At 65.7% G+C, this 23808-nt stretch carries 27 protein-coding genes; 8 read left to right on the forward strand and 19 right to left on the reverse strand.

Translation table 11 applies throughout. The annotated features are described in order from the left end of the window. Positions 1-21 precede the first annotated feature (21 nt). The 3 genes from ACZ5BH_RS05035 to ACZ5BH_RS05045 form a co-directional block, all read right to left on the reverse strand. Entirely contained in the window at positions 22-1398 is a 1377-nt protein-coding gene (locus ACZ5BH_RS05035; protein WP_464890823.1) for a type II toxin-antitoxin system HipA family toxin, read from the reverse strand. Further along, positions 1388-1648: a helix-turn-helix domain-containing protein gene (locus tag ACZ5BH_RS05040; RefSeq protein WP_464890824.1), complete on the reverse strand. Its 261-nt coding sequence runs from the start codon at positions 1646-1648 to the stop codon at positions 1388-1390. Before ACZ5BH_RS05040 ends, ACZ5BH_RS05035 begins: the two co-directional genes overlap by 11 nt. Before the next feature lie 177 nt (positions 1649-1825). Next, on the reverse strand, positions 1826-2209 hold the full coding sequence (locus tag ACZ5BH_RS05045) for an META domain-containing protein (RefSeq protein ID WP_464890825.1): 384 nt from the start codon (positions 2207-2209) through the stop codon (positions 1826-1828). Between the two features lie 82 nt (positions 2210-2291). Here ACZ5BH_RS05045 and ACZ5BH_RS05050 point away from each other — a divergent pair, with 82 nt between their 5' ends. Next, complete coding sequence (locus tag ACZ5BH_RS05050; protein ID WP_464890826.1) at positions 2292-2486, forward strand: hypothetical protein; 195 nt, start codon at positions 2292-2294, stop codon at positions 2484-2486. Positions 2487-2823: 337 nt separating this feature from the next. Here the strand turns inward: ACZ5BH_RS05050 and cysQ are convergent, their stop codons facing one another. Beyond that, positions 2824-3660, reverse strand: coding sequence for a 3'(2'),5'-bisphosphate nucleotidase CysQ (gene cysQ / locus ACZ5BH_RS05055; protein WP_464890827.1), 837 nt, complete (start codon positions 3658-3660; stop codon positions 2824-2826). A 67-nt stretch (positions 3661-3727) separates the two neighbouring features. Next, the gene (locus ACZ5BH_RS05060; RefSeq protein WP_464890828.1) at positions 3728-4405 is read right to left on the reverse strand and encodes an alpha/beta hydrolase; all 678 of its coding nucleotides are present in this window, start codon (positions 4403-4405) and stop codon (positions 3728-3730) included. A gap of 116 nt (positions 4406-4521) precedes the next feature. On the opposite strand from ACZ5BH_RS05060, the gene yrfG reads away from it, so the two are divergent. Continuing rightward, positions 4522-5175 carry a GMP/IMP nucleotidase gene (gene yrfG, locus ACZ5BH_RS05065; RefSeq protein ID WP_464890829.1) on the forward strand — a complete coding sequence of 218 codons (654 nt, stop codon included), beginning with the start codon at positions 4522-4524 and terminating at the stop codon, positions 5173-5175. Positions 5176-5234: 59 nt separating this feature from the next. On the opposite strand, the gene ACZ5BH_RS05070 is transcribed toward yrfG, so the two are convergent. Continuing rightward, positions 5235-5669, reverse strand: coding sequence for a YkgJ family cysteine cluster protein (locus tag ACZ5BH_RS05070; protein WP_464890830.1), 435 nt, complete (start codon positions 5667-5669; stop codon positions 5235-5237). Between the two features lie 56 nt (positions 5670-5725). Between ACZ5BH_RS05070 and ACZ5BH_RS05075 the strand changes: the two genes are divergently transcribed. Together ACZ5BH_RS05075 and ACZ5BH_RS05080 are read left to right on the forward strand one after the other, a co-directional pair. After that, positions 5726-7411, forward strand: a complete 1686-nt coding sequence (locus ACZ5BH_RS05075) for an ATP-binding protein (RefSeq protein WP_464890831.1) — start codon at positions 5726-5728, stop codon at positions 7409-7411. A 1-nt stretch (position 7412) separates the two neighbouring features. Then, positions 7413-8480, forward strand: coding sequence for a GGDEF domain-containing protein (locus tag ACZ5BH_RS05080; RefSeq protein ID WP_464890832.1), 1068 nt, complete (start codon positions 7413-7415; stop codon positions 8478-8480). 498 nt (positions 8481-8978) lie between these two features. On the opposite strand, the gene ACZ5BH_RS05085 is transcribed toward ACZ5BH_RS05080, so the two are convergent. The 13 genes from ACZ5BH_RS05085 to ACZ5BH_RS05145 form a co-directional block, all read right to left on the reverse strand. Next, positions 8979-9140, reverse strand: coding sequence for a hypothetical protein (locus ACZ5BH_RS05085; protein ID WP_464890833.1), 162 nt, complete (start codon positions 9138-9140; stop codon positions 8979-8981). A gap of 76 nt (positions 9141-9216) precedes the next feature. Continuing rightward, the gene (locus ACZ5BH_RS05090; RefSeq protein WP_464890834.1) at positions 9217-9639 is read right to left on the reverse strand and encodes an HIT family protein; all 423 of its coding nucleotides are present in this window, start codon (positions 9637-9639) and stop codon (positions 9217-9219) included. A 14-nt stretch (positions 9640-9653) separates the two neighbouring features. Next, a complete protein-coding gene (locus ACZ5BH_RS05095; RefSeq protein WP_464891196.1) occupies positions 9654-10166 on the reverse strand; it encodes an FKBP-type peptidyl-prolyl cis-trans isomerase in 513 nt (170 codons plus the stop codon). A 67-nt stretch (positions 10167-10233) separates the two neighbouring features. After that, positions 10234-10620, reverse strand: coding sequence for a hypothetical protein (locus tag ACZ5BH_RS05100; protein WP_464890835.1), 387 nt, complete (start codon positions 10618-10620; stop codon positions 10234-10236). Positions 10621-10755: 135 nt separating this feature from the next. Then, positions 10756-12627 carry an adenylyl-sulfate reductase subunit alpha gene (gene aprA, locus ACZ5BH_RS05105; RefSeq protein ID WP_464890836.1) on the reverse strand — a complete coding sequence of 624 codons (1872 nt, stop codon included), beginning with the start codon at positions 12625-12627 and terminating at the stop codon, positions 10756-10758. Then, complete coding sequence (aprB, locus tag ACZ5BH_RS05110) at positions 12627-13109, reverse strand: adenylyl-sulfate reductase subunit beta (protein ID WP_464890837.1); 483 nt, start codon at positions 13107-13109, stop codon at positions 12627-12629. The genes aprA and aprB overlap by 1 nt, the downstream gene beginning before the upstream one ends. A 24-nt stretch (positions 13110-13133) precedes the next feature. Beyond that, positions 13134-13988: an adenylyl-sulfate reductase gene (locus ACZ5BH_RS05115; RefSeq protein WP_464890838.1), complete on the reverse strand. Its 855-nt coding sequence runs from the start codon at positions 13986-13988 to the stop codon at positions 13134-13136. A gap of 399 nt (positions 13989-14387) precedes the next feature. Continuing rightward, complete coding sequence (locus tag ACZ5BH_RS05120) at positions 14388-15050, reverse strand: hypothetical protein (protein WP_464890839.1); 663 nt, start codon at positions 15048-15050, stop codon at positions 14388-14390. After that, positions 15047-15505 carry a D-aminoacyl-tRNA deacylase gene (dtd, locus tag ACZ5BH_RS05125; RefSeq protein ID WP_464890840.1) on the reverse strand — a complete coding sequence of 153 codons (459 nt, stop codon included), beginning with the start codon at positions 15503-15505 and terminating at the stop codon, positions 15047-15049. Before dtd ends, ACZ5BH_RS05120 begins: the two co-directional genes overlap by 4 nt. Next, positions 15502-16455, reverse strand: coding sequence for a prolyl aminopeptidase (gene pip, locus ACZ5BH_RS05130; RefSeq protein ID WP_464890841.1), 954 nt, complete (start codon positions 16453-16455; stop codon positions 15502-15504). Before pip ends, dtd begins: the two co-directional genes overlap by 4 nt. Beyond that, positions 16455-17006 carry a hypothetical protein gene (locus ACZ5BH_RS05135; protein ID WP_464890842.1) on the reverse strand — a complete coding sequence of 184 codons (552 nt, stop codon included), beginning with the start codon at positions 17004-17006 and terminating at the stop codon, positions 16455-16457. Before ACZ5BH_RS05135 ends, pip begins: the two co-directional genes overlap by 1 nt. 172 nt (positions 17007-17178) lie before the next feature. Then, positions 17179-18999 carry a translational GTPase TypA gene (typA, locus tag ACZ5BH_RS05140; protein ID WP_464890843.1) on the reverse strand — a complete coding sequence of 607 codons (1821 nt, stop codon included), beginning with the start codon at positions 18997-18999 and terminating at the stop codon, positions 17179-17181. A 209-nt stretch (positions 19000-19208) separates the two neighbouring features. Continuing rightward, a complete protein-coding gene (locus ACZ5BH_RS05145; RefSeq protein WP_464890844.1) occupies positions 19209-19901 on the reverse strand; it encodes a response regulator transcription factor in 693 nt (230 codons plus the stop codon). Positions 19902-20060: 159 nt separating this feature from the next. On the opposite strand from ACZ5BH_RS05145, the gene ACZ5BH_RS05150 reads away from it, so the two are divergent. Genes ACZ5BH_RS05150 through ACZ5BH_RS05165 form a run of 4 tightly spaced genes read left to right on the forward strand, consistent with a single transcriptional unit; the run spans position 20061 to position 23732 of the window. After that, entirely contained in the window at positions 20061-20948 is an 888-nt protein-coding gene (locus tag ACZ5BH_RS05150) for a TRAP transporter TatT component family protein (RefSeq protein ID WP_464890845.1), read from the forward strand. A gap of 9 nt (positions 20949-20957) precedes the next feature. Continuing rightward, positions 20958-21959, forward strand: coding sequence for a TRAP transporter substrate-binding protein (locus tag ACZ5BH_RS05155; RefSeq protein WP_464890846.1), 1002 nt, complete (start codon positions 20958-20960; stop codon positions 21957-21959). Between the two features lie 13 nt (positions 21960-21972). Further along, positions 21973-22464 carry a TRAP transporter small permease gene (locus ACZ5BH_RS05160; protein WP_464890847.1) on the forward strand — a complete coding sequence of 164 codons (492 nt, stop codon included), beginning with the start codon at positions 21973-21975 and terminating at the stop codon, positions 22462-22464. After that, positions 22461-23732 (forward strand): TRAP transporter large permease, encoded by a 1272-nt coding sequence (locus tag ACZ5BH_RS05165; RefSeq protein WP_464890848.1) that lies wholly within the window; start codon positions 22461-22463, stop codon positions 23730-23732. The genes ACZ5BH_RS05160 and ACZ5BH_RS05165 overlap by 4 nt, the downstream gene beginning before the upstream one ends. The last annotated feature ends 76 nt before the right edge of the window (positions 23733-23808 follow it).

Genomic DNA, 23808 nt, shown 5'->3' on the forward strand with positions numbered 1-23808 from the left:
AAAGGCCATATCCGAACCGTCTCAACGGGCTTGGCGCATCTTCTCCAGCCGTTCACGGATGGCGCGGGTGATCCGGCACAGGTGTTCGCGGTTTTCCTCGGGGACGCTGGTCAGGGCCATGACGCGGTCGGGCCAGTGGGCAGTGGCATTGAGGGTGTCGGTGATCATCTCGACCAGTTGCGGGCGGCGGAAGCCGAGGTGGCGGGCGAGGTTGACGAGGGCGGTTTCGAAGCCGATGGGCCGGCCTTTTTCATCGAAATCGCCGTAGCCGTCGAAGGGCATGGCGGCGAGGAGGTCGTGACGGCGGAAGGCGCGCATGGGGGTGGGATCGTAGACGGGAGAGAAGCCGCGCCAGCCGTCGCGCTGGACGACGGCGAGGTTCTCGAGGTGCAGATCGCCGTTGCCGGTGGCGAAGGCCAGCAGCAGACGTTTGAGCAGGTGCGCCTTGGCTTCACGAGGCTCGCTGACCAGGGGCACGGGAGAGACGTCGATGGCATGGCCGATGGCGTCATAGCTGCTGCTGTAATGGTGGGTGATGCGCCGGTCGCCGGAGGCCATGATGGCGTACCAGCTCTCGGTGAACACGGGCTGGCCGGCGGCGTCGCGGTCGTAGCGCTCGATGGCGATGGCCGGCAGGCCGCCGATCTCGCAGATCCAGTGCCGGGGCACCACGAAGCCGGCTTCGGCATGCACGTCGAGCGCCAGGGCCTCCAGGGCCACGATGCCGGGGTAGGCCCCCTTTTCCAGCTTCAGGACCACGTCGAGACGATCCGGGGCCGGGCCGCGGGTGGGCAGGCCCACGCGACCGTCCCAGCCGGCTTTCGGGATCGACAGCAGCAGCTTGGGAATGGCCCCGCCGACGCTGGGGGTGGGGCCGAGGGCTTCGATCAGCGCCTCGGCGTCCTCGTCCAGCCAGGTGAGAAAGCGCTTCAGGGAAAAACCGATGCGTTCGCCCACGGCAAACAGTTCTGAATCGGGCCGGGCCGCGTACCACTGCCGGGCGCTGTCGTCGTCGGCGAACACGTCCAGGTGGCCGATGCCGCCGTGGCCGGCGACCATGAGGATGGCCCAGTCGGTGTCGAAGCCCGGTGCGGGGCGGATCCCCTGGCGTTCGAGGTAGCGCAGGATCAGGCGGCGCTGGAAGCCGCCCTCGGCCTCCGGCGGGATGTGGGCCTGGAGCTGGGGAAACAGATCGAACCAGGCCGAGCGCCGCCAGACCAGGGTGTTGCCGGCCACCCGTTCCGGGGGATAGAGCACCCCGAGGCCAGGCAGGCCGCTGGCGGGATAGTCGGCGTCGTAGGTGAAGCGGCATTCCCGATCGGTGACCACGATGCGGCCCATGCGCCGGGCTTCGCCGCCGAGGCGGGTCCAGATCACCGCCTGCCGATCAGTCGCCATCGCCGCTGACGAAGAGATCGCGGGCCTGCAGATGCTCGAGCAGGGGCTCGCGCGGGCCCAGGCTGAGGGTGAGATCCACGGCATTGGCCAGCCGCTCCAGGGTGGAGAGGCGGGCATCCCTGGCCCGCTTGAGCTTCGACAGGGTGGTGGGGCCGAGGCCGGCGCGGCGCAGGAGGGTTTTCTGATCCCAGCCCCGCTCGCGGGCGGCGGCGAGGATTTGGGAAAGGAGCTGGTCGAGTTTTTCCTGCATTTTGATTACCTTACAGGGATAATATAGCAGGAAATACGAATAAAATTACCTGTTAAGGTAAACAAAGTATTCGCGATTATCGCGGCTTGCGCCGCTCCAACGGGGCTGGAGACAATCTCGATTATCCTGTTGGGTAAATCACGGACAAATTACCAAATATTTTACCCAACATGGTAATCATGGCTTGAGAAGAAACCGCATTTTCCGCCCATCGTCCAGGATGAGAACCAGGATCGTCCCCTGGCGGTGAAAGGCCGCGGTGCGTTCCAGATCGGCGAGGTAGCGCCAGTCCCGTGACCGCTCGCCGCAAAAGGCGCGGGTGGTGGCCAGGGCGAAGAACCGCAGGTGGCTGTCTTTCCGTTGGTAGCGGCCGTTGAGACGGTTGCAGTCCACCCGTCCCTCCAGCCCGCCTTCGGCACGGAAGATCAGGTAATAGGCATGGCCGGCGCGTGGCGCGAGAACGACCGCCTCACCGTCACGGGTCTCCTGCCATTGCCAGGTGGTGCCGGCCAGGGTGGGCGGGGATGGCGTGGCGCAAGCGCCGGGCAGAAGCAGGAGCAACCCGGCCGCGATCCCCCTGCCCAAGGCGCGGAAATGGTGGTAAGGTTCGCGGCCCGCTGCACGAATCGCTGTCCCGCCGTCCATGAATCCATTGCCTCCAGGCTTGCAGTCCTGCGTCGAGACCATCTGCGCCCGCGGCTGCACCCACGTGCGCGAGGTCATCCGCCACCTCGAAGCGCGCCAGACACCGCCCGAACTCCGCTCTCTCAACCCCGACGAACGCGAAACCGTCCTGCGGGAACTGAAGGCCATCATGGCCGTGTATGACGCGCGCTAGGCGTCCTTTAAACCACCGATATCGGCAACCTTTCCGGTCTTTGTCCCACACCCACCAGAATCGTGGGCCAGCCCAAGCGCAGCGGAGCTGCGCTCGTCTGCTGATGAATTTTTCGTGGTCAGGGCAAGCACTGAGCCCTTGGGAGCGGGAGAACCTTTCGTGACCGTCGGCCGCAGGGATGCGGCCGTCGAGCCTACAGGGATGTATCCACGGCGTGTCACGAAAGGTTCTCCCGGTCCCAAGGGCGGATCTGATACGGGCTCGAATATTCTGCCGGCTCCGCTACGCTTGAGCCAGCCTGCATTCTCAGGGACATCCCAGCCGTGCACGACACGCACTAGCCAGCCGTTCTTTCCGTCTCCGGCAGGTAGCGGGACCAGTCGATCGAGGTGTCGCCGAACACCAGGAAGTGGGGATTGAGCAGGCTGTCCTTGGTGTTGTAGCGCAACGGACGCATGGCGGTGTCGGTGACCCGACCCCCCGCCTCTTCCACCACGCACTGGGCGGCCGCCGTGTCCCATTCGGAGGTGGGGCCCAGGCGCGCGTAGATATCGGCCTTGCCCTCGGCCACCAGGCAGGACTTGAGCGAGCTGCCCATGCTGATCACCTCGTAGTCCGGCAGGTTGTCGAGAAAGGCCTGAAAGGCCGTGCTGCGATGGGATCGGCTGCCGGCCACCACCACCTTCCGTGGACAGTGCTCGCGCACGTGGATCCGCACCGGCGCCTCCAGCTCCGATTTCTTCCAGGCCCCGAAGCCGCGCGAGGCATAGTAGAGACTGCCCACCACCGGCGCATAGACCACGCCGATCACCGGCGCGTGTTCCTCGATGAGAGCGATGTTGACCGTGAACTCGCCGTTGCGCTTGATGAACTCGCGGGTGCCGTCAAGCGGATCCACCAGCCAGTAGCGCCGCCAGGTCTGGCGCTCGGCGAACGGGGTTGGCGCCGATTCCTCGGAAAGGATGGGAATGTCGGGCGTGAGAGCGGTCAGGCCGTCGACGATGGTGCGGTGCGCGGCCATGTCGGCCTCGGTGAGCGGGGTCTGATCGGCCTTTTCGGAAACCTCGAAGCCCTGTTCGTAGATCTCCATGATGCGCCGGCCGGCGGTGTAGGCGATCTGCTTCACCGGCTCGTGGAGGGCCTGCAGATCCTCCGAAGTGGCTGTCTGGGTCATGCTGCCATATCCGTGTGTGCGGGAGTGGCCCATTGTGCCAGCCCCCGCCCGCCCCTGCCATCTGCCATCAGGGGGAGACGGGGCGCAGCTCGATCTCCAGGACCAGGCGACCCTCGAACCAGGCCTCCATCTGCAGGCGTCCCGCCTCGCGCCGGACCCGCAAGCCCGGCTGGGGCGGCGGCGCGACCGACGCCACCACCAGCCCCGGATGATCGAGGGTGAAACTCACCCGCATGGGATAGTAGCCGTCGAGAAAGCGGCGCATGTACGGGCCGCTGGACAGGCGGTAGCGGCCATCGGCCAGGGCCGTGAGCGCCCGGGTCCAGCCTTCCAGACACAGCCTGGCCCCGGCGCCCACGTCTTCCAGTTGTACCGACTCGCCCTCCACCCGGGCGCGCCCGATGTGCTCGGTGCGGGTGATGCGCAGCGCCCGAACCCGCCCCGGCCGGAACACGATCTGGGTGGCCGGCACCCGATCCAGGTTTTCGTGGCACTGGGCCATGCGCACCCAGCCGTCCGCCAGGCTGGAAGGGACGATGGTCAGATGCTGGCGGTGATGGTGCACCGGCCGCCCCGGCGGCTCGGCCAGAAAGTGCAGCCGGCCCTCGTTGACGTGCGCCGTACTGACCGAGGGCGGCAGGGGCGCATCGCTCTCCAGCCAGCGCTCCAGCTCGGCCTCGCCGGGCGCAGCCAGCGCCGTCACGGGCAGGAGCAACAGCACGACGAGCACGCGGTGAATGGACATGCGGCCTCCTGTCGAGGCAGGTTACACGGATCAGTCTAGCAGGCCCGGCCGTCTGGATCAGAGACGGCGATTCCGGTAACGTGACGGGCCATTCCCCACCGCCCGCGACACCCCGCATGCTCGACTGGAACCAAATCGACACCGTCCTTCTCGACATGGACGGTACCCTGCTGGATCTGCACTTCGACAACCACTTCTGGCGCGAGCACGTGCCGCGCCGCTATGCCGAGCGGCACGGCCTGAGCCTGGAGGCGGCCCGCGCCGAACTGTTTCCGCGCTTCGCCGACGCCGAGGGCACCATCGACTGGTACTGCGTGGATTACTGGACCGAGCAGCTCGGGCTGGACATCGCCCTGCTCAAGCAGGAGGTGGATCACCTGATCGCCGTCCACCCCCACGTGCTGACCTTCCTCGAGCGCCTGCGCCAGCGCGGCATTCCCCGCGTGCTGGTGACCAACGCCCATCACAAGGCCCTGATGCTCAAGCTGGATCGCACCGCCCTGCACGACCACCTGGACGCCATCGTCTGCGCCCACGACTTCCGCATCCCCAAGGAAGATCCGCGCTTCTGGGACCACCTGCAGGCCCGCCACCCCTTCTCACCCGAACGCACCCTGCTGGTCGACGACAGCCTGCCGGTGCTGCGCTCGGCCCGCGACCATGGCATCGCCCACCTGCGGGCGGTGAAGACCCCCGACAGCCGCCATCCGCCGAAGGACACAGCGGAATTCGTGGCCATCGGGGACTTTCGGGAAATCATGCCGGAGTGAGTCAGAGGAAAGAGAAAAGAGGCAGGAGAAATTGGAGTAGCGCCTGACAACTTGCCACTTCAATCTTTTCTCTTTCCTCTGCCCTTCTCGAACCGCTTGTCCCAATTCCGGAAACGGGATCTGCAGTAGGCATCGAGTTCCTCGTAGGTACGGAAGTAATGCTTGAAGTCGTCGGCGGGGTCGGCGTCGAATTCGCACCAGTCGTTGCTGTGGTCGCGGCAGATTTGCGGGCGGGTGGGGTAGATGCCGCAGCGGCCATCGGCCTCGAGGAAGCGGCAGGGAGTGAGGAAGGTCAGGTACCAGCCGTCCTCGTCCTGATAGACCTCCACGTTCCGGTGGGCGAGCTGCCAGAGCAGGATGTCGAAGTCGGCCATGGCGCGCGGGGTGTCGATGGCCTGGGTGACGTAGGTGCAGCAGCGGCTGCCGGGGCAACGGGAACACTTGACCTCCGGCGCCAGGGCCGCCGGATCGGGGAAACTTCGCTTGGCAGACATGCTGGGCGCCCGGTAAGATGGAACGGTTTCCATTATACCCGTTCCCGCGCATTCCCATGGCCCCGATCCGCAAGCTCCTGGCCCGCCTCGGCCCCTCCCCCCTGAAGAACAACATGGAGTTCAACCAGGCGGTCTCGCGGCTCCTGATCTGGGTGTTCGCCACCTGGCTCATCGGCGCCGGGATGAAGGCCAACTATTACCCCACCGACTTCAAGCACTATCTGATCTTCGCCACCTTCTTCCTCGTCTACACCCTGACGGTGATGATCAGCATCTTCATCGTGCCCCGCTCGAAGATCCGGCCCTACATCACCATTCCCTTCGACATCGGGGCCATCGCCATCGCCATGATGCTCACCGATGCGGGACCGTTCTCGGCCTTCTTCCTGTTCTTTCCCTGGATCTACTTCGGCTACGGGGTGCGCTACGGACGCCGGGAGCTGTTCGCTGCCACCGCCGCGGCCATCCTGGCCTTCAGCCTCGTGCTCTCGATTACCGACACCTGGTGGTCCCACATCTACGATGTGATCGCCTACATGGTGTTCCTGATCGCCCTGCCCTTCTTCCTCGACGTGATGATCTCGCGCATCAAGCGCGCCCGCGAGGAGGCCGACCGGGCCAACCGGGCCAAGAGCGAGTTCCTGGCCACCATGAGCCACGAGATCCGCACGCCCATGACCGGCATCATGGGCATGACCGAACTGCTGGAGAAGACCCCGCTCGATGCCCTGCAGAAGGAATACGTCGAGGGTCTCAAGGAATCCTCGGTCACCCTCCACTCCCTGATCAACGACGTGCTCGATCTGTCCAAGATCGAGGCCGGCAAGTACCAGCTCGATCATTCGGCCTTCAATCTGCAACGGGTGATCAAGGGAGTCATCAACATCTTCGAGCCCCAGGCGAAGAAAAAGGGCATCAAGCTCACCTGGCAGATCGACGACGACGTGCCCGAGATGGTCATGGGCGATCACAACCGTCTGCGCCAGGTGCTGCTCAACCTGATCAGCAACGCGGTCAAGTACACCGACCAGGGCGAGGTCAGCGTGCGGGTCCGCCGCGCCCGCAGCCAGGACGGCCTCAACCGCCTGCGTTTCGAAGTGCGGGACACCGGCATCGGCATCGAGCCGGAACAGCTCGAACACATCTTCGAACCCTTCTACCAGTGCCGCACCGATCCGGCCGAGCAACGCCACGGCACCGGCCTTGGCACCACCATCTCCCACAAGCTGGTGCATGCCATGTACGGCGAAATCGGCGCCGAGAGCACGCCCGGCGAAGGCAGCCTGTTCTGGTTCGAGCTGCCGCTGCCGGTGGCCGAGGACGCCATGCGCAAGGCCGAAACCCGCCAGGAGGCCGACACCGCCGGCAAGGGCCACCGCCTGCATGTGCTGCTCGCCGAGGACACGGCCATCATCGCCAAGGTCATCACCACCTTCCTGCAGCAGGAAGGCCACGAGGTCACTCACGTGGACAACGGCCGCGCCGCCCTGGAGGCGCTGGAAGCCGGTCACGACTTCGACGTGGTGCTGATGGACATGCGCATGCCGGAGATGACCGGCCTCGAAGTGACCCGCGCCTGGCGTGCCCGGGAACCCGACGGCCGGCGCGTGCCCATCATCGCCCTGACCGCCAACTCCACCACCATCGAACGGGACCAGTGTTTCGCCGCCGGCATGGATCACTTCATCACCAAGCCGGTCAGCCAGGCCCGTCTCATGGAAGTGATCCACGAAGTGGTGTGAGATGCCTGCGGACCCCGCGCAGGAAGTCCGACGACTCCGCCGTCAGCTCAGGGCCTTCGTCAGTCAGGCCCAGGAAAACGAGCACAAGTTGCAGCGCTTCCTGCAGCAGGAAGTGGACTTCATGGCCGCGGCCGGCCTCGGCAAACTGCTCGAGGTGCTCTTCTCCGACTATCCCCGCCGCTTCGAGCTGGACGCCATCTCCCTGCGCCTGGCCGATCCCGATCACGAGATCCGGCGCATCCTTGCCGATCGGGATCGCCCCGCCGATCCGCGCCTGCTGCTCGTCGACCACCCCCTTCCTGCGGACGCGCCGCTGCGGCTCGGCCCCCTCGACACGGCGCAGGCGGCCGAGCTTTTTCCCGGTGTCAGCGGCATCGCCTCCGCCGCCCTGCTCCCGCTCATCCGCCGCCGGAGCGGACTCGGCCAGCTGGCCATCGGCAGCCGCCGGCCCGAGCGGTTCATCGCCGGCACCGCCAGCGACTTCCTGGCCCGGCTGGCGAGCGTGCTCGCCGTGTGCATCGAGAACGCCCTGAACCACGAGCGGGTCCGCCGGCTGGGCCTGCTCGATCCGCTGACCGGCCTGCACAACCGGCGCTATTTCGATGCCCGCCTGCGCGAGGCGATCGCCCAGGCCCGGCGCGACGCCACGCCCCTGAGCTGCCTCATTCTCGACATCGATCACTTCAAGCAGGTCAACGACCGCCACGGCCACGCGGCCGGCGATGCCGTCCTGCAGCACCTGGCCGGCATCCTCAAGAGCCAGATGCGCCTCAACGACGTGCTGGCGCGTCTGGGCGGCGAGGAATTCGCCGTGCTGCTTGCCGCCACCGACGTCGCCGCGGCCATGGACATCGCCGAACGCATCCGCCTCGCCGTGGCCCACGGCGCCGGTTTCGCCGTTGGCGAGGCGCCACTTTCGATCACCGTCTCCATCGGCTGCAGCTCGCTGGACGACAACGACCAGCCGCCGCCGGAGGACACTGGCGCGCAACTGCTCGATGCCGCCGATCGGGGGCTCTATGAGGCCAAGCGGGCGGGACGCAACCAGGTCGTATTCCAACCCATGTAGGTCGGCTCAAGCGACGCGGAGCCGACACATCACGCCGCACGAAAATGCCGGTTCCGCTGCGCTTGAACCGGCCTACCATACTCCATGAAGCCAAGCGGGCAGGGCGCATCCCGGTCGTGTTCCAACCCATGTAGGTCGGCTCAAGCGAAGCGGAGCCGACACATCACGCCGCACGAAAATGCCGGTTCCGTTGCGCTTGAACCGGCCTACCAGGCTCCATGAAGCCAAGCGAGCGGGGCGCAACCAGGTCGTGAACCCATGTAGGTCGGCTCAAGCGCAGCGGAGCCGGCAAAGAGGAACCTTGCCATGGCGGATTGCGCCGCGCCTGCAGGCAGTGGCACCGTCATGGCTGGTCGGCAAAATCGTGGGTGAGCGGCTGGAACGCACGGAAAGACGGACAGGCGCAGCCTGATCCCCGCCCGGGGCCAGGGCCGACCTTCACAGAGGAAAAGCGAGGGTGAAGCGGGCGCGATCCGGGCGGATCGCGCCGGGGAGGCTTCAGGGCTTCTTCGGCGTGGTGTAGGGCACTTCCTTCTGGAAGGACTCCCAGATGGTTTCGTAGCCGACGTAACCGGTTTCGGTCGGCTCTTTCTGGCGGGTCCGCACGAAGCGGGCGTGGCCTTCGGGTACCTTGGGACGGGTCTTCGGTGCTTCGCTCATGATCATGCTCCTCAATGGCTGTTCGGGAGGTCAGACAAATGTTGGCCAGCCCCTCCCTTCAGGCTGACGTTGTTGTTCAGCGGCGCGAATAGTGCGCCTTGCGGGGGATCACGTGCCGCACGCCCCCCTGCGGATTCTCCACGTCGCCCGCGTAACGCGGGATGAGGTGGATGTGGACATGAAAGATGCTCTGTCCGGCCGCCTTGCCGACATTGACGCCGACATTATAGCCGTCCGGCCCATGCTCCGCATCGATCCGCGCCTTTTCCCGGCGCAGCAGATCCATGCAGGCCTCGACCTCCTCGGCCGTCAGGTCGAAGAAGCTGGCCACGTGCCGCCGCGGAATGATCACCGTATGCCCGGGGCTCACGGGATTCGTGTCGCGGGCGCTGTAGGCCAGATCGTTCTCCAGCGACACGCCCTGCGGGTCGGTGCAGAACAGGCAGGGATCGTTGGGATCCCGCTTGCCGGCCGGTTTTTCCTTCGCTGCCTCTGCCATGCCGCCTTGTTGCTTCAGGCCAGCGGCACCTTGATGGTGCCTTCCACGTTGGGCACCTCCTCGACCTTGCCGCCGTGCTCGATCTCTTCCTCGGTGGCATCACGCACGGTCTTGATCTCCAGGCGGAAGATCACTTCCCGTCCACACAGGGGGTTGTTGCCGTCGATGGTGATCGACTTCTTGTCTACCCGGGTAACGTAGAAGGTGCGGGTCTCGCCGCGGTCGTTCTCCATCAGGATCGACAGCCCCACTTCGCGGTACTCCTCGGGCACGTTTTCGATGGGCTCGATGATCACCAGCGACTCGTCGCGCGGGCCGTAGAGCTGGTTGCAGTCGATGGGCACCTCGATCACGTCGCCGGGCAGACGGCCCTCGAGTTCGGCCATCACCGCCGGCGCCAGGATCTCGTTCACGCCGTGCACGTAGCCGATCGGATACTGCACCTCGGTCAGTACCGAGCCGGTCTTCTTGTCGATGACCTTGTACATCAGCTCGACGTATTTGTTCTTGCCGATGGCGTCTTCGATCGGGGGGATCTCTTCTTTGGCCATGATGGAATCGGAATGCCTCTTGTGACGCGGCGGGCTGACGCGCTCAGAAAATGGACGCGCCGAAGATGCGCACTTCGCCGTTTTCGAAGCCGAGCACCAGGCGGCCCAGCCATTCGCCTTCGCGCTTGGTGCTGCGAACGCGGTACAGCACGGTCACGTGCTCACCCCGGCGGATGATGCCGAGGTAATCGAAATTCGGGTCGAGATTGCGGGCCAGTTCACTCTTGGCGAACTGCTTGCCCATTTCGACTTCATTCAGGCCGAACAGCAGGTTGTAGGAAAACTTGCGTGCAAACTTGCCGTACTGGCCCTTGTTGGAATACTTGATCAGGTCCGCCCACATGGGATGGGCGACTTCCTGGATCTCTTCATCACTCAGATGAATGATGTTCTGCCTGTTCGCTGTGGTCGCTTCGCTGGTCATGTTCATCTATCGGTTGGACACTCTGTTGAAATGGCGGAATGGTCGCTCGACAAGCCAGGACTGCATGCAGCCACAATGGAAAGGCACCCGCAATGCCTTTGGCAAGGCCTTGCGGGTGCCCCAGGCTAGACGGACATGCCGTTACTCTTCGTCTTCACCCACGATGTGGTAGCAGGGTGCCTTCTCCATCGTGTATTCCCCGGTCTTGGGATCGCGATGGGAGACGGTCAGCACATGCCAGTTCTCATCGTCGAGCTTCATGGCGTCACCACGGTAGTAGTAACCGGGCCAACGGGTCTCCTTGCGGAACAGGGTGTGATGCATGACCGCTTCCGAAGTGCGGAGACGGTGCTTCAGTTCCCAGGCCCGCAGCAGCTCGTGGTAGTCCTTGGCGGCCAGCTTCTCCAGATCCTCTTCCATGATCTTGAGCTTCTTCAGGCCGATGTGCAGGAGCTTGTCGTTGGTCACGTAGTTGACGCTGGCGCCGGCGCAGTACTCGTCCATCAGCTTCTGCAGACGGTCGAGACCCTGACGCGGGTTGATGTAGTTGGGATTCACGTCGCCCGCGGTGATCTCGTTGCGATAGACGCGGTAGTGCTCCATCGGCTTGTAGATCTCGGCCTTGCGGTCGGCGATCTGCTTCTCGGAGACCACGATGCCTTCGGCCTTGCCGTCGTCGATGTACTTGCAGGCCGCCTTGGCCGCCAGCCGGCCTTCGGTGAAGGAGCCGGAGGAGAAGGCGTGCGGGGTACCGCCCACGGCGTCACCGGCGCCAAACAGGCCTTCGACGGTGGTCATGCGGTTGTAACCCCAGAAGTACTCGGGCGGGGAGACGTCTTCGGGGCCGGAGCACCAGGCACCGCAACCGGTGGCGTGGGAACCCATGACATAGGGCTCGGAGGTGGTGAGCTCCGGGTTCTCGTTCTTGGGATCCACGTCGGTGGCGGCCCAGAGTACGGCCTGGCCGACGGTCATGCCCAGGAAGTTGTGCCAGCCGATCTCTTCCAGGTGCGGATCCTGGAAGGCTTCCATGGTGACCATGTGGATCGGACCGCGACCGGCGTTCACCTCGGAGATGAGGGCGTGGTTACGCAGACAGGTCGGGATCGGACGATGGGTGCGGTGCGAAGCCTCGGGGTCGAGGTATTCCTTGCCCACCATCTTCTGCAGTTCCGGCCACCACTTGGACTCGTACTCTTCGCCGTAGGCGTTCTGGGTGTAGGTCTTGAGGTGCAGGAAGTAGGCACCCACCGGACCGTAACCGTCCTTGAAGCGGGCCAGCACGATGCGGTTTTCCATCTGGGTCATCTTGGCGCCGGCCTCGATCAGCAGGCCGTAGGCCGAACCGGAGGACCAGGGCGCGTACCAGACGCGGCCCGCGCCTTCACCGACGGAACGCGGCTTGAAGATGTTGGAGGCGCCACCGGCGGCGACGATCACGGTCTTGGACTTGAAGACGTGGAAGTCACCGGTACGGACGTTGAAGCCCACGGCACCGGCCACGCGGTTTTCCTTGGCTTCGTCCATCAGCAGGTGGGTGACGCAGATCCGGTTGTAGACCTTGTCGGCCGACTTCTTGGCGGCCTCGGCCACGATGGGCTTGTAGGACTCGCCGTGGATCATGATCTGCCAGCGGCCTTCACGCTGGTAGGCGCCGGTCTTGGGATCGCGCATCAGCGGCAGGCCCCATTCCTCGAACTGGTGCACGGCCGAGTCCACGTGACGGGCCATGTCGAACAGCAGGTCTTCACGGACCATGCCCATCAGGTCGATGCGGGCGTAGCGCACGTGATCTTCCGGGTTGTTCTCGCCGAAGCGGGTGCCCATGTAGCAGTTGATGGCGTACAGGCCCTGGGCCACGGCGCCGGAACGATCGATGTTCGCCTTCTCGGCAATCACGATCTTCTTGTTCTTGCCCCAGTAGCGGGCTTCGAAGGCGGCACCGGTGCCACCCAGACCCGCACCGCACACCAGGATGTCGATGTTGTCTTCTACGATAGTCTTGTGATCCATTAGTAGTACACCCCTGCTTTCATTTTCAGGCCATTCGACTCCAGCGTGTGCAGACCGCCGTCATCCATGCGGATGTACTTCGGCTCGTTGTACAGCAGCTGGCTGTCGCGCTGTTCCTGGGTCGGTTCGGGCACTTCCCGCAGATTGGGGATGGCCGAGCCCCACGGCTTGGTGGTGATGGGGGCGACCAGCTCGAAGTCTTTCTGGCCGTTGCGGAACTTGATGCGCCAGGCAATGATGCCCTTCTCTTCGTCGCGCTTGACGCGCACCGAGTGGCCCAGCGGCGCGAAGTCGGCATAGCCGCGAACGTCGATGGCGTTCATCGGGCAGGCCTTCACGCAGGAGAAGCACTCCCAGCACATGTTCGGCTCGATGTTGTAGGCCCGACGGGTGACGGTATCGATGTGCATGATGTCCGAAGGACAGATATCGACGCAGTGGCCACAGCCATCGCAACGCGTCATGTATACAAAAGTTGGCATTTTTCTGACTCCTTGCTTTATCGATCAGTAATGGCGCGGCGTTTCACGTTTGATACCCAGCCCCATGTTGGGCGGATTCTTGCCCAGGTACTTCGGCAGATCCGGGAACTTGGCCTGGACGGCCGGATCACGCGGATCGTAGTCGTCGGGCAGGTTGTCGCGGGTGCCGTCCGCCTTGCGGATGCGCTTCTCGAAGGCCGCCGCCGGCTTGAAGAACATGTGGGCGAACTTGGACCACAGGACGGTGCCGAACAGGGTGGTGGCGGAGATGATGAACAGGGCGAAGAACAGCAGCGCCCAGCCCTCCGAGCCGCCATTCTGGAAGAAGGACCAGAGCAGGGCGAAGGTGGCGGTGGTGATCAGGGAGACGATGAACAGGTCGTCACGATGCACCTGGTACCACTTGTGGCCTTCGGCCGAGACGTCGACCCGGATGAAGAACCAGAACCAGTAACCGCCGATGGCGAGCATCAGCGCGCCCAGGTGCCAGAAGAACGGCAGGGTGCCGGAGCTGGTGTCGGCGCCGAAGATGATCATGGCGGTGGTGACCACGAAGATGACGAAGCCGTACATGGTCAGGAGGTGGGAGATCCGCCGAGGCGTGTAGCAGAACTCGGAGGAGGTCAGCACTTCGCTGAGGATGGTCTTGATCAGCAGGCCGAACTTTTCACCGCCGCTGACGGGGCGCTTGGCCTGTTGTTCCCACTTCTTCGACTTCTCGAAGAAGAACTTGGCACTTTTCTTGTGCATCATGTCGAGCACGGTGCCCAGCACGACCAGGACGACCATCAGGATGATGTAGCCCTGCATGACGGCGGGCGTGATCGACCCTGTCAGTTCCATTCCTGCCAATCCGGCGAAAGGGTTGTTGGTAAACATGACGTTTGCTGACCTCCTGTTTTAAGTCAAAATTTTTCGGCGATTATCAATCATTCCGTTTATCGCAGCCAATCAATGATTTTTGCGACAAACAAGCATGACTAATGGCACCAGGCACCTAGAACGGTTCAAGAATGGCGTTGTGTTCCCCGACGAAGCTGTGCTGCTAAGAACGTTGTTATTCGAGTGCCGACCGCGGTCTTGCAGTGCCCCGCGGGCCGCCCTGACCCGACCTGCGAAGGCGAGCGCGCCTGCCGGCGGGGGCGGTCATCGGCAGACGCACAATTTAGCGACTTTTCCTGCCCGAATAAAGCGCTATTTGCCAAATTGTTGCATTAGTATTTTTGGCCGCTCACATAAGGCGTTTTTATGCGGGAGACCGTGCCGGTCTGCCCATACCTATTTATTGTCCGTGGCGGTTGCCTGGGCCTCGCGCAGCGGTTGCACGAGTCTGGCGAAGTCGGCCGGCGGCACGTACTGGAGCAGCTCCCGGCCTTCCGGATCGAGCAGGATGTCGAGGCCCCGGTCGGGATACAGCCAGTGCTCGCGGCCGGCCTCGAGGCGGATCCGCTCGGCGGGCGTGCCGAAACGGGCGGTGATCACTTCCGGGTCAAGGTTCACGTAGGGGATGTAGTCGAGGCCGGTGATGCGGCGGGAGGGGACGGCGAGCTGATCGGCATCGCTCAGGGTGTAGCGGATGTTGCCCGAGCCGAGCACCTGGCGGCTGGTGGCGCGGCGGCGCAGTTCGGCCAGATCGGCCTGTTCGCCTTCCAGCACCAGGATCAGCTTGCCGCTGAGGCCGCCGCGGGTGAGTTCGTTGTAATACACCTCGAGGGAATAGCGGCCGGCCTTGTCCTCGAACAGGGCCAGCTTGTAGCCGCGCCCGAGCCGCTCCGCCGCCTCGCCCAGGGTGCTGCGGCCGAGGGTGATGCCGAACACCCGGCTGTGCCCCGAGTCGAGCACGCGGATCTGCCAGGGCCAGGTGTCTTCGGGCGGGGCCGCCGGCCGTTCCCCGCAGGCCAGCAGCCACGGAATCAGCATCAGGGGAAGCAGGTGTTTCATGACGTCTCTCCGCTGGGCCCGGCCTGCAGCCAGAAGGTCACCGGGCCGTCGTTGATCAGATGCACCTGCATGTCGGCGCCGAAGCGGCCGGTGGCCACGCGGGGCCAGGCGGCGCGGGCGGACTGCAGGAGGTGTTCGAACAGCGCCTGCCCCCTCGCCGGCGGCGCGGCGCTGGAGAAGCTGGGGCGCAAGCCCTTGCGGGTGTCGGCGGCGAGGGTGAACTGGGGCACCAGCAGCAGGCCGCCGTCGATGTCGCGCAGGGCGAGGTTCATGCGCCCGGTGGCGTCGGGAAAGATCCGGTAGCCGAGCAGCCGGGCGAGCAGGCGCTGTCCGTCGGCCTCCGTGTCGCCCTTCTGCACGCCGACGAGGGCCAGGATGCCACGGTCGATGGCGCCCACGGTCTCGCCATCCACCACCACCCTGGCCTCCGTGACGCGCTGGATCAGGGCGATCATGCCGACAGTTCCCGCGCCATGCGCCGGGTGGCGCGGATCAGGGCATCGACGGTGCCGGGCTCGCTGGCGGCGTGGCCGGCGTCGGGCACGATCTGCAGCTCGGCCCGTGGCCAGGCGCGGTGCAGATCCCAGGCGCTCTGCATGGGGCAGATGAGATCGTAGCGGCCCTGGACGAGAATGCCCGGGATGTCGGCCAGGCGCGGGGCGTCGCGCAGGATCTGATCCGGCTCGAGGAACGCGCCGTGGACGAAGTAGTGGGCCTCGATGCGCGCCAGGGCCAGGGCGGTGTGGGGATCGGCAAAATGCGCGATCACCGAGCGGCGCGGCCGCAGGGTGGCGGTGCGCCCCTCCCACAGGGACCAGGCCTTGGCCGCGGCCATGCGCGCCACCTCGTCGTCGCCGGTGAGGCGGCGGTGGTAGGCGTGCAGCAGATCGCCGTGCTCCCTTTCGGGGATGGGGCGCAGGAAGTCCTGCCAGTGATCGGGAAAGATGCGACTGGCGCCTTCCTGGTAGAACCAGCGGATCTCCTCGGCCCGGCAGAGGAAGATCCCGCGCAGGATCAGGCCCAGGACCCGCTCGGGATGGGTCTGGGCATAGACCAGCGAGAGGGTCGAGCCCCAGGAGCCACCGAACAGCAGCCAGCGATCCACGCCCAGGTGTTCGCGGATGGCCTCCATGTCGGCCACCAGATCGGCCGTGGTGTTGCCGGCCAGTTCGGCATGGGGCGTGGAGCGCCCGGCGCCGCGCTGATCGAAGAGAATGATCCGGTACGTCTCCGGATCGAAGAACTGCCGGTGCCAGGGCTCGCACCCCGCCCCCGGCCCGCCATGGACGAACAGCACCGGCAGGCCGTCGGGGTTGCCGCATTCCTCGAGATGCAGCACGTGGGGCGGCGCCACGGCCAGCCGGTGTTCGGCGTAGGGCTGGATGGGCGGGTACAGCGTCTCCATCAGTCGCGGACGATCTCTCCCCGCCAGCCGATCAGGGCGGCGATGCCGATGGTCAGCAGGGCCAGCAGTACCAGCGGCGGGCCGGCCACGAGCAGGCTTTCGGCCCAGGCCTGATCCAGCGCCCGGGAAAGATACAGCATGCCCGAATGGAACACCGCGCCGAGGATGAACAGCCAGGAGATGAGCTGCTTGAACCAGCGGGCCACGGCAATGAACATCAGGGCGATGCCGGCGGCGATGTTGAGCAGGGATTCGAGGTTGCCGTGGGCATGGGGGCCGCCCTTGAGCGTATCGATGCCCATCTCTTCGTTGCGCAGCTTGTTCAGGGCCAGGATGCCGTCGGTGTTGGCCCTGGCGATCTGCTCGGCCGACAGGGGTTCCAGCTCTTCCTCGAAACCGTTTTCCTTGAGCTGCTGCAAGCGGCCGACCGCCGTCTGCTTCTCGAGCATGGCCGCGCCGAAGTCCTCGTACTTGTCCACCATCACGATGCCCAGGGATGCGGTCAGAACCAGATACAGAAACCCGAAGACGATGTTCTTCTTTCCAATCATGGCGATCTCCTCCACGTTCTCGTTATGGGATTTGTCAGGCTGGCAGCGACCTGAATATAAACACAGACACGCGGGACAGGAAACCGTTCTGAGGGAAAGGGCCGAGGGACGAGTGACGAGGGCCGAGGTTTTGTTTCCTCGCCACTCGTCCCTGTCGGGCCCTGGCGGGCTTTCAGCCCGCCAGGGCCCGACCCGCCCGCTTGCGCTCGTGTTCCTTGAGCAGTTTCTTGCGGATGCGGATGTTTTCGGGGGTGACTTCCACCAGTTCGTCGTCGTCGATGAACTCCAGGGCCTGTTCCAGGCTCATGCGGATGGGTGGGGTGAGCAGCAGGTTTTCGTCGGAGCCGGCGGCGCGCACGTTGGTGAGCTGCTTGGCCTTGAGGGGGTTGACCACCAGATCGTTGGCCCGCGAGTGGATGCCGATGATCATGCCTTCGTAGACCTCCTCGCCGTGGCCGATGAACAGGCGGCCGCGCTCCTGGAGGTTGAACAGGGCATAGGCCAGGGCCTTGCCGTTGCCGTTGGCGATCAGCACGCCGTTGTTGCGCTGGCCGTAGTGGCCGGGCTTCACGGGGCCGTAGTGATCGAAGACGTTGTAGAGCAGGCCCGAACCCTGGGTGGCGGTGAGGAACTCGGTGCGAAAGCCGATCAGGCCGCGGGCGGGAATGAGGAAGTCCATGCGCACCCGGCCCTTGCCGTCGGGCACCATGTCCTTGAGCTCGGCGCCGCGCTCGCCGAGCTTTTCCATCACCGCGCCCTGGTGCGCCTCCTCCACGTCCACGGTGAGCTGCTCGTAGGGCTCCTGCAGCTCGCCGTCGATTTCGCGCACGATCACCTCGGGGCGCGAGACGCCGAGTTCGTAACCTTCGCGGCGCATGGTCTCGATCAGCACCGAGAGGTGCAGCTCGCCGCGGCCGGAGACGCGGAACTTGTCCGGATCGTCGAGCTGCTCCACGCGCAGGGCCACGTTGTGGATCAGCTCCTGCTCCAGGCGCTCCTTGATCTGGCGGGAGGTGACGAACTTGCCCTCGCGGCCGGCGAAGGGCGAGTTGTTGACCTGGAAGGTCATGCTCACGGTGGGCTCGTCCACCGAGAGGGGCGGCAGGGCCTCCACGTGGGCCGGGTCGCAGAGGGTATCGGAGATGTTCAGGCCGTCGATGCCGGTGAAGGCGATGATGTCGCCGGCCACCGCCTCGTCCACCTCCACGCGCTCGAGGCCGAGGAAGCCGTGGATCTGCAGGATGCGGCCGTTGCGGGTGTTGCCCTCGCGATCGATCAGGGTCACGGCCGTGTTGGGGGCGATGCGCCCGCGGGTGATGCGGCCGATGCCGATCACGCCCACGTAGCTGTTGTAGTCCAGCGAGCTGACCTGGAGCTGGAAGGGGCCGTCCACGTCCACGGCGGGCGCCGGCACGTGCTCGACGATGGCCTCGAACAGCGGCGTCATGTCGCCTTCGCGAACCTCGGCCTCGAGGCCGGCATAGCCGGCCAGGCCCGAGGCGTAGATCACCGGGAAGTCGAGCTGCTCGTCGGTGGCGCCCAGGCGGTCGAACAGATCGAAGGTCTGATCCAGCACCCAGTCGGGGCGCGCGCCGGGGCGGTCGATCTTGTTGATCACCACGATGGGCCGCAGGCCCCGGGCCAGCGCCTTCTGGGTGACGAAACGGGTCTGGGGCATGGGGCCTTCCACCGCATCCACCAGCAGCAGCACCGAATCGACCATGGACAGCACCCGCTCCACCTCGCCGCCGAAGTCGGCGTGGCCAGGGGTGTCGACGATGTTGATGCGGTAGTCGCCCCAGCGGATGGCGGTGTTCTTGGAGAGGATGGTGATGCCCCGCTCGCGCTCCAGATCGTTGGAGTCCATGACCCGCTCGCCAAGATCGGTGCGGCTTTCGAGGGTGCCGGACTGGGTCAGGAGCTTGTCGACGAGGGTGGTCTTGCCATGATCCACGTGGGCGATGATGGCGATGTTGCGCAGGTTCTCAATCACGAAGGGATGCCTTGAATTACGATTCGGTGGGGAAAAGGGCGGGAATTATACACGCCCGGCGGGGATTTCGGTGAAAAATCGCCAGCCCACCCCCTGGCCGCCATATGGTTATTCCGAATACCTGGGCATCTGTTTGCTACTCGCACAGAGCCCTTGAGGCGTACCGGAAGCTGGATCAAGCGTCCAAAATGATCGGGAGTTCGGAACGGCTATCTGGCCACGACCTGTTCCAGGCGATAGCCCTGGTGATAGACGGAAGCCAGGCGCCAGCCCTGTTCCGGCACCAGTTGCAGTTTCTTGCGGATGCGGCTGATGTGGGTGTCGATGGTCCGGGTGTTGACGTCGGCCTCGTAGCCCCAGACCGAGGCCAGGATCTGCTCGCGGGTGAGCAGGCGGCCGAGATTGCGAAACAGGAAATGGGCCAGCTCGAACTCCTTGTCGGTGAGCCGGATCGGTTCGTCGCCGCGGCGGATGCGGCGCGCCGCCACGTCGATATCGTAGGGACCGATGCGCAGCCGCCCGCCGTTCTGGCGGCCAGGCAACCGCCGCGCCACTGCCCCGACCCGCGCCAGCAGGGCCCGCTGGCTGACCGGCTTGACCAGGTAGTCGTCGGCGCCCTGGTTGAGGATCCGCACCATGTCGTCCTCGGTATCCCGGGCGGTGACGAAGATCACGGCGAGGTTGCCCACCGGCTGGCGGCGCAGCCAGTGCAGAAGCTGTTCCCCGTCGAGCCCCGGCATCACCCAGTCGAGCAGCACGATGTCGAAGTTTTGGTTGTCGAGGATGGCGCGCCGGAAGTCCTCCGCCTCGTGAAAGGCCTGGCAGACGTGCCCGGCCTGCTCCAGCCACAGGCAGATCAGGGCCGCCAGTTCCTGGTCATCGTCAACGACTGCGATATTCACGCCTCATCCCGACCCCCGGCAGGGGAAATCCTTCTTCTTGCTTGTTGTTGTGGAGACAGAAAAACATATACCAGAAAGTCCCACCGCCCCCCATAGGTAAATCGTCTGAGGGCCCTGCCGCAGGATGTCCGCTGTCGGGTTTTGGTGCAGAATACGGCCATGGACGCCGCCCGCTCATCAGGATCCCCCCTGCTGTCCCGCCTGCGCTGGCTGTTCGTCCTGCCATTTCTGATCGGCCTGCCCGGCTGCGGTTCGCTGATCGCCCAGGCCACCGGCGACATGGCCGACCAGCTCGGCCAGGCGCTGCTCGATCACGACGATCCGGCCACCGTGGCCAGCGCCCTGCCGGCCTACCTGGTGTTGCTCGACAGCCGCGTGCGCCAGAACCCGGACGATCCGCGCCTGCTGCAGTCGGCCTCGGCCCTCTATGGGGCCTATGCCGGCGTGTTCGTCCATGATCCCGACCGGCGCCGTCGCCTGGCGGCCCGCGCCCTCGACTATGCCCGGCGCGGTGCCTGCCTCTGGCAGGAACGCCTCTGTGATCTGCAGACCCTGCCCTTTGCCGAACTGGCGCCGCGCCTGGCCGCGCTGGTACGGGCCGATTTGCCCGCCCTCTACACCCTGGGCAGCGCCTGGGCCGGCTGGATCGAGGCCAATACCGGCGACTGGACGGTGATCGCCGAGTTGCCGCGGGTCAAGGCCCTGATGCAGCGGGTGATCGAACTGGACGAGGGCTGGCAACACGGCAACGCCCACCTGTATCTGGGCGTGATGGCCTCTCTGGTGCCGCCGGCCATGGGTGGCAAGCCGGAGGAAGCCCGGGCCCACTTCGAGAAGGCCATCGCGCTGTCGGGCGGGCGCAACCTGACGGCCCGGGTGCTCTATGCCCGCTACTATGCGCGGCTGGTCTTCGACCGGAAGCTGTATGAACGGCAACTGCACAGGGTGCTCGAAGCCGATCCGTACGCCCCCGGCCTGACCCTGCTCAACATGCTGGCCCGCCAGCAGGCCCGGCGCCTGCTGGCCGAGGCCGAGGACTATTTCTGAGGAAACGCCATGCGCCCGATCCGGATCCTGCTCGTCCTGGCCCTGCTCCTGCCCCTGGGCCTGACCCACGCGGCCACCTTCAAGATCGCCACCCTCTCGCCCGACGGCTCTTCCTGGATGCAGCAGTTCCGCGCCGCGGCCAAAACCATCCGCGAGCGCACCGGCGGGCGGGTGAAGTTCAAGTTCTACCCGGGCGGGGTGATGGGTGACGACAAGGCGGTGCTGCGCAAGATCCGCGTGCGGCAACTGCAGGGCGGCGCGGTGGCCTCGGGCGCCATCAGCGCCCTGTATCCCGACAGCCAGCTCTACAACCTGCCCATGCTGTTCCGCAACCTTGAGGAAGTGGATGCGGTGCGCGCGAAACTCGACGGGCCCATCCTCGCCGGCCTGGAGAAGCGGGGCTTCGTCAGCTTCGGCATCGCCGAAGGCGGCTTCGCCTACCTGCTCTCGCAGGCGCCCGTCACCACGGTGGCCGAGCTGCGCCGGCACAAGGCCTGGGTGCCGGACATCGATCGCATGTCCCGGGAGGCCATCGAGGCCTTCGACATCCAGCCCATTCCCCTGCCCATGGGCGACGTGCTCACCGCCCTGCAGACCGGCCTGGTGGACACGGTGGCCGCGCCGCCCATCGCCGCGCTGGCCCTGCAATGGCACACCCAGGTGAAATACCTGCTGGATCTGCCGCTGCTCTACAGCTATGCCCTGATGATCATCGACCAGCGCGCCTTCGCTCGCCTCAGCCCCGGTGACCAGGCCATCGTGCGCGAGGTGATGGGCCAGACCTTCCGCGAAATCGATCGCCGCAACCGCCAGGACAACCATCAGGCGCTGACCGCCCTGCGCCAGCAGGGCATCACCTTCCTCACCCCCTCCCCCGAGGCCCGGCGGGAGTGGGAAACCCTGGCCGCCCGGGCCCGCGACCACCTGCGCCGCGCCGAGCACTTCGATCCTGCCCTGATGCGCCTCCTCGAGGACACCCTGGCCGCAGTGCGCCGCGGCGCCGCGCCCTGAACCGGTCATCCCCGTGGCACCCTCCCTGCAACGGCTGCACCGCCTGCTCTGGCGCCTGGAAGGGGCGGTGCTGGTGTCGATTCTCACCGCCACCATCGGCTTCGCCGTCACCCAGGTGCTGCTGCGCAACTTCCTCCACTCGGGGCTGGCCTGGGGCGATCCCCTGGTGCGAATCCTGGTGCTGTGGCTGGGCATGGTGGGCGCCATGATCGCCAGCCGCCGCCATGAACACATCCACATCGACGTGTTCGCCCGCCGCCTGCCCCCGCGCGGGCGGGAAATCGTGCACCGCCTCACCGATCTGTTCACCGCCGCCGTCTGCCTGATCGTGGCCTGGCACGCCGGGGAGCTGGTGCGCATGGAGTTCGCCGACGGCTATCCGGCCTTCGCCGCCGTGCCCGTGTGGCTGACCGAGGCCATCATCCCCTTCGGCTTCACCGTGATGGGCCTGCGCTACGGCCTTTCGGCCCTGCGCGGGCGGCCACCCGCGGAGCCCGTGGCATGATCGGCCTGGCGGTGCTGCTGCTGGTGCTGCTGGCCCTCTCGGGCGCGCCCCTGTTCGCGGTGATCGCCGCCGCCGCCCTGCTCGGCTTCTGGAGCAGCGAGGTGGATCTGTCGGTGATCGCCATCGAGATCTACCGCCTCACCGACACCCCGCTGCTGGTGGCCCTGCCGCTTTTCACCTTCGCCGGCTATCTGCTGGCCGAGAGCCGCACCTCCCATCGCCTGGTGCGCCTGTCGCGCAGCCTGCTGGGCTGGATGCCCGCGGAGCTGGTCACCGTGACCCTGTTCGCCTGCGCCCTGTTCACCGCCTTCACCGGCGCCACCGGCGTGACCATCGTGGCCCTCGGCGCCCTGCTCTACCCGGCCCTGCGCGAGGTGGGCTACGGCGACCGCTTCAGTCTGGGCCTGGTGACCTCCGCCGGCAGCCTGGGCCTGCTGCTGCCGCCCTCCCTGCCGCTGATCCTGTATGCGGTGGTGGTGCAGCAGCTCGACATCGGCGCGCCCTTCTCCCTGGGCCAGCTGTTCGTGGCCGGCATCCTGCCCACCCTGCTGATGCTGTTCCTGCTCGGGATCTGGAGCCTGTGGAGCACCCGCCACGACGTGATTCCCCTGCAGCCCTTCGACCGCCGCGCCGCCTGGGCGGCGCTCAGGGACGCCCGCTGGGAACTGCCCCTGCCGCTGGTGGTGCTGGGCGGGATCTACGGCGGCTGGTTCGCCGTCTCGGAAGCGGCGGCCATGACCGCCCTCTACGTGCTGCTGGTGGAGGTGTTCGTCTACCGCGAGATTCCGCTGCGCGCCCTGCCGCGGATCATGCGCGAGTCGATGATCGTGGTGGGCGGCATCCTGCTGATCCTCGGCGTGTCGCTGGCCTTCACCAACTTCCTGGTGGACGCCGAGGTGCCGGTGAAACTGTTCGAATGGACCCGCGCCCACATCGACGACCGCCTCACCTTCCTGCTCCTGCTCAACCTCGTGCTGCTGATCCTCGGCGCCTTCCTCGACATCTTCTCGGCGCTGGTGATCATGGTGCCCCTGCTGCTGCCAGTGGCCCTCGGCTACGGCATCAGCCCCGTGCACCTGGGGATCATCTTCCTGGCCAACATGCAGCTCGGCTACCTCACCCCGCCGGTGGGCCTGAACCTGTTCATCGCCAGCTACCGCTTCGGCCGCCCGGTGGAAGACATCTACCGCGCCACCTTCCCCTTCCTGCTGGTGCTGCTGGTGGCGGTGCTGCTGATCACCTACCTGCCCCTGCTGTGGTACGGTTGAAGGAGGCTTGCAAAGCCCCTGCGGCAGCCCCATTCCTTGCCGTGCAGGTTGTGGAAAAACAGCAAAGGAGAACCCG

It is taken from the genome of Thioprofundum lithotrophicum (assembly GCF_055387065.1).